The sequence below is a fragment of the Okeania hirsuta genome, assembly GCF_003838195.1.
In the GTDB taxonomy this organism is placed as follows: domain Bacteria; phylum Cyanobacteriota; class Cyanobacteriia; order Cyanobacteriales; family Microcoleaceae; genus Okeania; species Okeania hirsuta.
In genome coordinates this window covers 1-10,938 of sequence record NZ_RCBY01000235.1, presented here as the reverse complement: position 1 = coordinate 10,938, position 10,938 = coordinate 1, and the positions used below count along the sequence as shown (strand labels likewise).

General features: G+C 38.8%; 4 protein-coding genes and 1 pseudogene. 2 read left to right on the top strand and 3 right to left on the bottom strand.

What is annotated here, in order from left to right:
• The 3 genes from D5R40_RS26205 to D5R40_RS26195 form a co-directional block, all read right to left on the bottom strand.
• Positions 1–6,324: two-partner secretion domain-containing protein (locus D5R40_RS26205; RefSeq protein ID WP_124155447.1), on the bottom strand; the 6,324-nt coding region annotated here is incomplete at its 3' end.
• A 797-nt stretch (positions 6,325–7,121) separates the two neighbouring features.
• A complete protein-coding gene (locus tag D5R40_RS26200; RefSeq protein WP_124147468.1) occupies positions 7,122–8,138 on the bottom strand; it encodes a VOC family protein in 1,017 nt (338 codons plus the stop codon).
• A gap of 396 nt (positions 8,139–8,534) precedes the next feature.
• Positions 8,535–9,749: an HhoA/HhoB/HtrA family serine endopeptidase gene (locus D5R40_RS26195; protein ID WP_124147469.1), complete on the bottom strand. Its 1,215-nt coding sequence runs from the start codon at positions 9,747–9,749 to the stop codon at positions 8,535–8,537.
• A gap of 80 nt (positions 9,750–9,829) precedes the next feature.
• On the opposite strand from D5R40_RS26195, the gene D5R40_RS26190 reads away from it, so the two are divergent.
• Positions 9,830–10,201 carry a metal-sensing transcriptional repressor gene (locus tag D5R40_RS26190; RefSeq protein WP_124147470.1) on the top strand — a complete coding sequence of 124 codons (372 nt, stop codon included), beginning with the start codon at positions 9,830–9,832 and terminating at the stop codon, positions 10,199–10,201.
• A 336-nt stretch (positions 10,202–10,537) separates the two neighbouring features.
• A pseudogene (locus D5R40_RS26185) lies at positions 10,538–10,938 on the top strand (DUF2834 domain-containing protein); the annotation flags it as partial.

The following is a 10,938-nucleotide window of genomic DNA, read 5'->3' as shown; positions in this document are numbered from 1 at the left end:
ACTACCTGCATTGCCAAAGGATGCTACGTTATTAATATTGACAGTACCACTAGCATTCAATTTTATCTGACCCCCAGTACCATCATCAGCAGTAGAATAAGTAGCAATATGATTAATATTTAAGTCGCCGTTATTCAGAGTTTCAATAGATATTCGATCGCCTGTACCGTTAATAGCAGTGGAAAAAATTACACCCGTGTTAATATTGCCGTCATTGTTGCTGATATTAACAGCTCCACTACTTTCCCCGCCAAAAGAACTAATATTGCTAGTGGTAATCTCTCCTTGACCCCGCTGAATAATCACAATATTGCCTCCAGTACCCTCTGGAGCGTAGGAACTCAGGTTGGCGCGTTCCTGCTCAAAGATAGTTGCCACATCTTCTGAAGATACATCCGCATCAGTAGGAATATTTGCCTCTTCACCTAAAAATCCAACAGTGGTATCAATATTTCCATTAATTGTTTCCAAAGTAATATTACCACCTCTTGCTCCTGCACCGCTAAAGCTTTCGATCAAACCAGTACTAATATCTCCTGTTGCACTGAGAGTAATGTTTCCACCTTCCCCTGTTTGAGAACTAGAGATTAATTCGCCAATACTAGCATCTATTGCGCCATCTGCAGTAATAGATATATTTCCACCTTTACCACTACCTCCAGCAAATGATTCAATAGTTCCTACTTGGATATTGCCGTTCACTGTAATAGTCACATCTCCACCATTACCATCACCTTCCGACTCGGAAAAAATCGTTTCTATTATAATATTACCCGTACTGGTAATCTCTACATTACCGCCATCACCTGTTCTGGAGGAAGAAGCTAACTCACCACCGGTAGTTTCAATGCTACCTGTTTGATTTTGGATCGAAATAGTACCACCACGACCCCTGTTATCAGAGCGGGAGTCAATACCAGCAGTATTAACATCGCCGTTACTGATAATACGAACATTACCTCCATTTCCTTGATTACTATAAGAAATGAGTTCTCCTTGAGTTGTTACGTTACCCTCAATACTCCGGATGGTAATATCGCCCCCTGGACTACCTGTTTCTGATTCAACCTCAGACTGAGTAGTGTTGGTGTTTTCTGTATTTTCCCTTTTAGGTGGAATATTTTCTGGGTCTCCTGCGGAGGAAATGATTTCATTTGTAGTAATATTACCTTTAGCTTCGAGACTAATATCGCCCCCTTCTCCTTGACGAGAAAATGACTCGATGAGTCCTGCTGTAGTATTGATATCACCTTCAGCTATTAGAGTAATACTACCTCCGGCACCTCCGGTATTTTCTCCAGGATTAGAATTATCTGTTTGTTGTGGGTTTTCTTCTGATACAGATACATCTTCTGACGAGTTATCCTCGTTGTTTGAATCTCGTGGGTTGCCACTTGAGGAAAATATGTCACCTGTTGTCAAATTGCCACTACTGGTAATAGTCACATCTCCAGCATCTCCTGAACGTGAAAAAGATTCTAATTCACCACTTGTTGTATCAATATTTCCGGTGATACTTTCGAGAGTAATATTGCCACCTAGACCGCTGCCTCTTGAACTAGAGTTAATATCACCTGTAGTCAAATCACCATTACTGGTAATAGTTACATCTCCTGCATCTCCTAACTCGGAAAAAGAAGATAATTCACCACTTGTTGTCTCAACATTTCCGCTTGTACTTTCGAGGGTAATTTTGCCACCCTGACCACTGCCTTTTGAAGTAGAGTTAATGTTACCTGTGGTCAAATTGTCACTACTGGTAATAGTAACACCTCCAGCATTTCCTGATTCGGAAAAAGAAGATAATTCACCATTTGTTGTCTCAACATTTCCGCTTGTACTTTCGAGAGTAATTTTGCCACCCTGACCGCTACCTTTGGAACGAGAGTCAATATCACCCGTGGTCAAATTGCCATTACTGGTAATAGTCACATCTCCAGCATTTCCTAATTCTGAAAAAGAAGATATGCCGCGATCGCCATTAGTTGTATCAATATTTCCATCTGTACTTTCGAGAGTAATATTACCACCCCGACCATTAACATCTGAACGGGAGTTAATATCACTTATTGTTAAATTGCCACGACTTTTAATAGTTACACTACCACCATTACCAGAAGTGGCAAAGCTATTTATTTCTTCTGTAGTAGTTACTGCACCTTCCATACTTTCAATGCGGATATTACCACTGCTGCGCTGATTTATTTCTGTTTCTGTTAGGGGTGTAATATCACCATTATCTTCAGGGTTACTTGCTTGGGGGTCGCCTGCGGTAGAAAGTATTTTAGCTGTAGTAATTTCACCCTTAGCTTCCAGAGTAATATTACCACCTAAACCTTCTCGAGAAAATGACTCTAACTTAGATCGATCATTAGTTCCTGCGGTAGTATCAATAGTTCCTCCTGCTTTCAGGGTAATATCTCCCCCATTACTACTACCACTCTCGTTTTGAGATGAATCTTCTGAATCTTCCAATTCATCTGTTCCTCGACCTGCAAAAGAAAGGATACTTCCTGTTGTAATATTGCCCTGACTGGTAAGACTCACTGTTCCCGCATCACCCCTAGCAAAAGAAAGGATACTTCCTGTTGTAATATTGCCCTGACTGGTAAGACTCACTGTTCCCGCATCACCCCTACGGGAAGAAGATCTGACTTCAGCAGCACTGGTATCAATATTTCCGGCAAGACTTTTGAGAGTAATATTGCCACCTTGACCATTAGTTGAGCGGGAATCAATATTACCTGTAATCAAATTGCCATTACTTGTGATGGTAACATTTCCAGCATTTCCCTCCTCAGAATCAGCAAATATTCCTGCTACATCTTGGTCTGTTCCCAAGGTTTCAATACTACCACCTGTACTTTCAATACTAATGTTTCCACCCTGACCTCCTTGTGTCTGGGAATCAATATTACCTGTATTAATATTGCCCTGACTTTTGATAGTTACACTTCCAGCATTTCCAGTTTCTGACAGAGAAGCTATGTTACCAAGACTGGTGTCAACATTTCCAGTTGTACTTTCTAGGTTAATATTTCCACCCTTACCATTCAGTGAAGTGGAGTCAATATTACCTGTGGTCAACTTCCCATTATTCTTGATGGTAATGTTTCCTGCATCTCCATTAATAGAAGCAGAAAATATTCCTGCTGTTTCTGTGCCAGTTCCAATAGTATCAATCGTACCACCTATACTTTCAATAGTTATATCTCCACCTTCACCACCACCTGTCCTTGATTCAATACTTTCAGTATTAATATCTCCAAAAGCTTTGATAGTAATATCTCCAGCATTTCCTGCTTCGCCAACAGTATCTATTTCTGCTGTGATAGTTACTGCCCCTTCTTTACTTTCAATAGTAATATCACCACTGTTGCTACTATTTATTTCTGTCTGTATTTTTGTAGGGTTATTATCTACAGAGTTACCTACATCAGGGTCTCCAGCAGTGGAAAAAACTTCCCCCGTAGTAATATCGCCTTTGCTGGTAATGCTGATACTACCTCCACCCCCTAAACGAGAAAATGATTCGATAGTTCCTTTGCTAGTATCAATAAAACCTTCTGCTTTCAGGGTAATATCTCCCCCACTACCGTTTGTATTCTGAGTTTTATTTGAGTCAGTGTTATCTGTCTCGAATGGTGATAAATTTGCTAAGTCTCCCTCTATATCTAATGGATCGCCTGCGGAAGAAAAGATATCTGCTGTTTTGATGTCGCCATTACTGGTAATGCTGACATTTCCCCCATTTCCCCTAACGGAAAAAGATGCTAATTCTTCACTACTGGTATCAACATTACCACCTGTAGTTTTTAGAGTAATATTCCCACCATTACCACTACCATCTGAACGAGAGTCAATATAACCAGTTTTGATATTGCCCTGACTGGTGATGGAAACATTCCCACCATCTCCTTGAGAAGATGCCGAAAATATATTGCCCGCAGTCGTATTAGTTTCACCATCACTATTTATAGTAACATTGCCTCCCCTACCACTACCATTTGAACTAGAGTCAATATGACCAGTTTCGATATTACCCTGACTGGTGATAGAAACATTCCCACCATCTCCTTGAGAAGATGCCGAAAATATATTGCCCACAGTTGTATCAGTTTCACCACCACTATTTATAGTGACATTCCCTCCTCTATCATTACCCATGGTAGAAGCATTAATATCTCCTATTTGAATATTGCCATCAGCAGTGAGCGAAATATCGCCACCTGTAATTGATTCAGAATTTGACTTAAGTGTGGTTTGAGTAGTATCAATATTCCCAGTACTAGAAATAGTAATTGTTCCTGGTTGCCTGTCAGGAACTGATGTAACTACCTCTTCAATTGCAGTAAAATTCCCATCAATATTTAGTTCAATATTACCGCCACCTCTAGTAGAAATTCCTGTTAATTCTTCGCTAACTCCACCAATAGTTAAATTACTGATTGAATTAATAAATACTCCTTGTTCCCCTGTCAATACTTCTAAGTTATTTACATCTATTCGCAAAGGTGTTTCAGCTAAACCTATGCCACCAGAATTTTGAGTTCTAAATATTGCTCTATCGGCAGTAATTAAAGAGTTAGGAGAAACTTGTCTAATATTCCCCTGGTTAGCATTAATTGATAGTTGACCAGTAGTAGTTAAATTAGCTAAATTTATATCGCCATTTGTACCTGAATTTCCTAGTCTAATTGTAATATCGCCATTACCAGAATTTAATGTTGTACCTTCTCTTTGATTAATCGAACCTGCTCCTTGGTCGCGATTATTAATATCTGCACTATTGTCGTTACCAAATAGAGAAATATTGTTATTACCTTGAGATGTATCTATATCTGCATTGATATTTATATTTCGCCCAGCTTTTAATTCTACTGATTCTGAAGTTTCTATTCTTTCATTAACAGTTATATCATTATCAGCTTGAAGAGTTATTTTACCTTCTAATTCTTCTAAAGAAAGTGTGACGTTATCAGCTTCATTTTGTTCCGGTGACTCGTTGCTATTTTCTGACTCTCCTATAATTATATTTTTAGGGTCAAATAATATTGTTCCTGCTTCTCCAAATGCTGCCGTAACATTAACACTTCCATCAAATATTAATTCTTCTTTTCCAGAGATTTCAACAAATCCTCCATCCCCCAAAAAATCTCCGCCTTTAGCACTAATACTACCGGAAAAATTAGTCGTATTATCCGACCAAATTATGACTTTACCGCCTTCTCCATTATTAATAGCATCGGCAGAAATAATTGAGTTATTGTTAACAAAAGTTTGCTGAGAATTGGGAACAATTCCATTACCTTGAAAGTCACCTCCGATTAATATTGTGCCCCCTCCATTTAAACCATTGGCATTAATGTTGGCATCGATAACTGCTACGCGATCGCCCAACACATTCACCTGTCCCCCAACACTTCCATTCGTCGAGGTATCTGATACATCAATATTTCCAGAGGCGATCGCTACTCCTGCTGTATCGGTCAATTCCAAATTACCCTGAGCATTTATAACCACAGATGAGGCATGATGTATGTCACCACCTGTCAATAATTCTGGTAATAATATCGGTGTAATTGACTGTCCTGATAAATTATTAGAAGTAGGTGATACATCTAAACTCAACAAATGGCCTAGTTGAGATATTCTCAATGTATCTCCACCATTAACTGCAGCGATGGTGATATTACCACCTGCGGTAGATAGTTCACCTGTGTTAATAACTGTGCCACCTGCTAAAGTTAAGTCTTTTCCAGGATTTAAACTTAAATTTCCTTCGTTAACTATTGCGCCTGGGTTTGAGACATTAAAATTGTAGCCACTGGGGTCGCCTACTAAGTTCGAGTAATCATTTGTTCCTATTGCCTGAAACCAGAAATTATTACTGTTGAAACCTATACCTGTGGCAGTAGTAACGCTGAAGGAAGCAGGAATATTGAGACTGGCATTTTGGCCGAACATGATTCCGGCAGGGTTCACTAAGAAAAGGTTGGAATTACCGCCTATAACTTGAATTAAGCCATTAATTCTAGAAGGGTCTCCACCTGTAATTCTGCCAAGAATATTACGGGTGTTTGGGGTGGAGATGAAGTTTGCTGTTTGACCGGAGTTGAGGTTAAATTTACCAAAGCTGTGAAAGAGGTTAGTGCCGTTATGAGTACCGCCTTGAATATTAAATTGGTTGCCATTTTGATTTACGGTAGTTCCTGTACCGTCATTTGCCGGAGTAATAGGTTGACTATAAGCAGGAAGAGCTACTGTTCCCAATAGAGACACGAAGCTCATCAGAGGACAAAGATGTAATGTGATTAGTTTCATGTTGTGGACTGAGAGTTAATGGTAAAACTCACAAATGTAATGATGATTAACTCCAGTATATCTTTTCTCAAATTGGTACACCTCACTAATAATGCGGAAGGGAGATTGGGAGAGTAGGACCCACCCCTCGCCCCTCCCAGGAGGGGAATGTGGGGAGATAGGGAGTGTGGGGAGAGGTTTATAGTCGCAACGCCAGAAAAATCGAATGGCGCACTCATTCGTTATTCACTTTTAGCCACCTCTGTGATTATTTAGGGCTTGCTGATTAACTATCAAAGCCCAGAAATGTAAAGGTTTCAGTATTATTGGGTTGAAAAAAAATGCCAGCTTTTCGGTTAAGAAAGCTCATGCGTATTAGCATTTTGTGCAAGAGTTGGGCAGAAAAATTAAGGGACAATTCTTCCAACTACATCCTTTGCAATTCCCATTTATCCTGACTCCTGACTCCTACCCTCACCCATAAGACTTTTTCAGCAAACCCTATTTACAGCACTTTTAAAATTGATGAACCACATCTTCACAAGCAAAACGTTGTAGGAACCTTCCATGGAACGTCCCTACAGTGGTGGTAGTGGTGGATTGTAATGGTACAGAGCATCTTGCTCCCGTTCTAATTTTCCTCCTCTCCCTTCTTCCCTCCTGACTCTTGACTCATGAGGACTCCTACTGGAATGACACACCTAATTTTGTGCGGGGCGATTATTGGGGTAGGGGCGGGTTTATCTAATTGGTTAAGACTCATTAATTTAACGTGGAACCCGCCGCTACTATTGCAACATTTTAGGTGTGTCACACCACTACTTACTAACTAAATTCCAGAAATAACCATCAGGGGCGACAAAAGAAAAACTTTGTTCGCCAAATTCGTTATCAACAATATCTGTAACTTCAGTTGCTGCTGAATTTTTAACTCGGTCAAAATAATATTTTATATTATTAACTCGATAAGTATACAAAGACATTCCCAAGCAACCAGGTCGCGAATATTCAAAACAGCTTTTCAACTTCATTGCTTCAGGAAATCGAATAATATACATTCTGCCAGAGCGTGCCTCCTGCCAGTTTATTGAGGAGCGTGGATCGTCAAAAGTTGTAACTCTAAACTTTTCCCCCGGTTGCAAATCAAAAATTTGCCTACCTGCTTGTGAACTTTCATAAGTAGTTTCATCATCATCCCGCGACCGCAACAAACCTAACACATCCTCGTAAAACATCAATGTTTCTTTGCTATCATCTTGCACCACCATACCTGCATGGGTAAATTGGCTAGTGTTCAAAGTAGAGTTATGATTAATTTTGCCATATTCGGGCACTGTATAATTGAAACGTTGAAACAATACCTGACGTGTTAATGGTTGCAGCAACATCATTTCCCGCACTCCCACTACCGGATCGATAAACGGGCGACCTTTATCCATTTTGTAAATCATTTCCCACTGAGGAAAAGTATATTTAATTGGCAAACCTGCTAACTGAGCATCTTCAGCATGGTTAAGAATATTCAAAACATCTGCTGTTAAGGTTGTCCCCCAACGGTTGCCCAAAACTTTCATTGATGTCATTTCTAAACCTTCATTAGTGGGGTTTTCCCAAGTCATCAGGCGAATCAAACCATGGTCGGCATTTTGATGTTCGAGTCGAATTGAGCGCAGATGAGAATTGACTCCATATAAATTTTTCACTGTGGGAGCAGTTAATTCTCCTGTTTGCCCCATGCGATAGCCAAATTGTTGCCAATATTGAATCATTGATAAGGTTTCGGTGATACCTATACAGACTTCGTAGATGCCTTCGATAGTGGGATTTTTATTCATATTTTTTATACACTAGCTCCTATGTTCGGGTAATTATTTATAATAAAGCCTTTGTTTGTAGTTGGGCTTTAGTCCCTTCCCACTATAGCCTGGATCAAGCCCAACTACGAGCCCTAAGAGCAGCTCAATAGGATATAATTAGGACTTACGCAGTAAAACGTTTTTTCGTCATTGCGACCGACAGGGTTTGCGGAGCAGTCCGGAACGGAAAGCAATTTCTCATTTAGTTTTTCCTACCTCATGCGTAAGTCCTAATCATATAATAAATTATTCGATTTGTCATTGGGAGGCGGTAACAGAGTAAGTTAACCTTCTAACTTTGGGTCGATAGGCGATCGCCAAGCTCAAAGAAGTCGGGTTTATAAATTCCCTTCCCTCCTGACTCCTGACTCCTCACTAATAATTCATTTGTCCGCTCACAACAAATAGTTCTTGTTGTCTACCATTTCTCAGAATTTTGAACTGCAATTTTTGACCTACACCACTATCTTCAACTTTCCTCTGTAATTGTTCAGCACTAATTATTGATTGATTATCAATTTCTACAATTACATCTCCTTTCCGTATCCCCGATTTTTCTGCTGGAGTACCAGACAAAACTTTTGTTACTAAAACTCCCGTTACCTCCGGCAAAATTAAAACAGAATTAGGGTCGCGATTATTTTCTTTAGCAACTTCTGGAGTTAAAGTAATCATTTGAATACCAACAAAAGGATGAGGAACTTGTTCTCCACGAGCTAATAAATCTTTAATTTCCTTTGCTTTATTAATAGGAATAGCAAAACCAATACCCATAGCATCAGCCCTAATTGCAGTATTAATTCCTATTACTTCACCCCGATCGTTCAACAACGGACCCCCAGAATTTCCTGGATTAATTGCTGCATCAGTTTGAATAAAGTCTAATCTCTTATCAGGAATTCCTACTGCTGAACTAGGACGTTTCAAAGTACTAATAATTCCTAAAGTAACAGTGTTATTAAATCCTAGGGGATTTCCTACTGCTATTGCCCAATCTCCTACCTGTACTAAATCTGAATTACCTAAAGTTGCTATTGGTAAATTTTCACCTTTTGTATCAACTTCAACTACTGCTAAATCTGTGACTTCATCTGTTCCTTTTACCTCCCCAGTAAACTGTCTTCCATCATTTAAACTTACAGTAACTTTGTCAGCTTTATCTACTACATGAGCATTAGTTAAAATGATTCCTTTAGAGTCAATAATGAAACCAGAACCTTGACCTTTTAATAACTCTTTTGAAGATGGTGGCATTCGTAACTCTCCACCAAAGAAACGGTCAAAAAAAGGGTCTTCAAGAAGTGGATTAGTGGGACGGGTAATTAGTCGCTCTGTGTCAATTCTCACTACGGCTAAACCTACTTTATTGACTGCCTCTGTAACAAAACTATTACTACTTCTAGTATTTAGATTTTCTGGTGCAGTTTGCAATGCTAATAACTGAGGATTTGATAGTCCTTGGAATAGTCTTGAAGCTGCCATTGCTTGTGGGGTCGGTACACAAGTAACTATGAAAGTAAAAACAATAAAAATGGCCAATAATTGAGAAGTTATTTTGGTAATTGTTTGAGAAAATTTGCGCAATCTCATAGCATTAAAGTTTCATTGACTAACTGAGTGGTATTAGTGTTATAATACTCCTAATCTTAACTATATTATACTCAAAATCTATGGTGGTATCTCAGCAACAACAAAAAGAACAGCTACCTCATAATCAAGCCAAGACAGAGTCAAATTCGGAACATAACCATCACTCTTCTGCTCATCCTCATGTTCATAGTGAAGAATCCCTACAACGTCTCGTGAATAGATTATCAAGAATTGAAGGGCACGTTAGAGGAATTAAAACTATGATCAAAGATAGTCGTCCTTGCCCTGATGTATTAGTACAAATAGCTGCAGTTCGTGGTGCTTTAGACCGAGTAGCTCGTATGGTTTTAGATAACCATTTATCTGATTGTATTGCCCGGGCAACTCAAGATGGAGATATTGATGTTGAGGTTGAAGCTTTAAAGTCAGCTTTAGACAGATTTTTACCTTAATTAATGAATCTTTTAATGAGTCTTTTGAGGATGAATTATAACCTCTAGCATCTAAAAAGAAATCAATATTTTTACTAGACAATTAAGTTATAAGTTAGAAGTAAGCTGCAAAATCAGCAGGCAGTTATTTCAGTTATCAGTTAACAGTTAGCTTCCTACGGAGGAGCCATGCTAACTGTACTTCCTGCAATAGGGAGGCTTGACATTAGGAATATTCTCTTTTTTTATCCGGAGACTTTAGACCACAATTTTTCGGTAATAATATTTCATCAAATAATTTGACATTTCAACAAAGCAAGAAAAAAATTTTATTACTAAACAACTACCAAACAACTTATGTTAAAAAAAATAGCTTTGTGGTTACTTTGGATTGGGTTTAGCACTTACGCATTTCTGCTAGCACCTCCTGACCAACCAGATACCTTAGAATTAATCCAAAAATTGTCAACAGGTCAATGGGAAAATATCAATCCATTAATTGTATCTCTATTCAATATTATGGGCATATGGCCGTTGATTTACAGTTGTTTAATGTTCTTTGACGGCAGAGGAAAAAAAATACCAGCATGGTTATTCTCGACATTATCATTTGGAGTCGGAGCATTTGCTATTTTACCCTATCTAGGATGGCGTCAACCTAATCCAAAATTTTCAGGAAAAAAGAACTTATTTTTAAATATTTTAGATTCTCGACTAGAGGACATGTTTCGGTATAGACATGATATTACAAAACGGGA

Bases quoted from the DNA above. Each gene is read 5' to 3' on its own strand.
- D5R40_RS26200 (WP_124147468.1), bottom strand. From the start codon at position 8,138: ATGAATAAAAATCCCACTATCGAAGGCATCTACGAAGTCTGTATAGGT.
- D5R40_RS26195 (WP_124147469.1), bottom strand. From the start codon at position 9,749: ATGAGATTGCGCAAATTTTCTCAAACAATTACCAAAATAACTTCTCAA.
- D5R40_RS26190 (WP_124147470.1), top strand. From the start codon at position 9,830: ATGGTGGTATCTCAGCAACAACAAAAAGAACAGCTACCTCATAATCAA.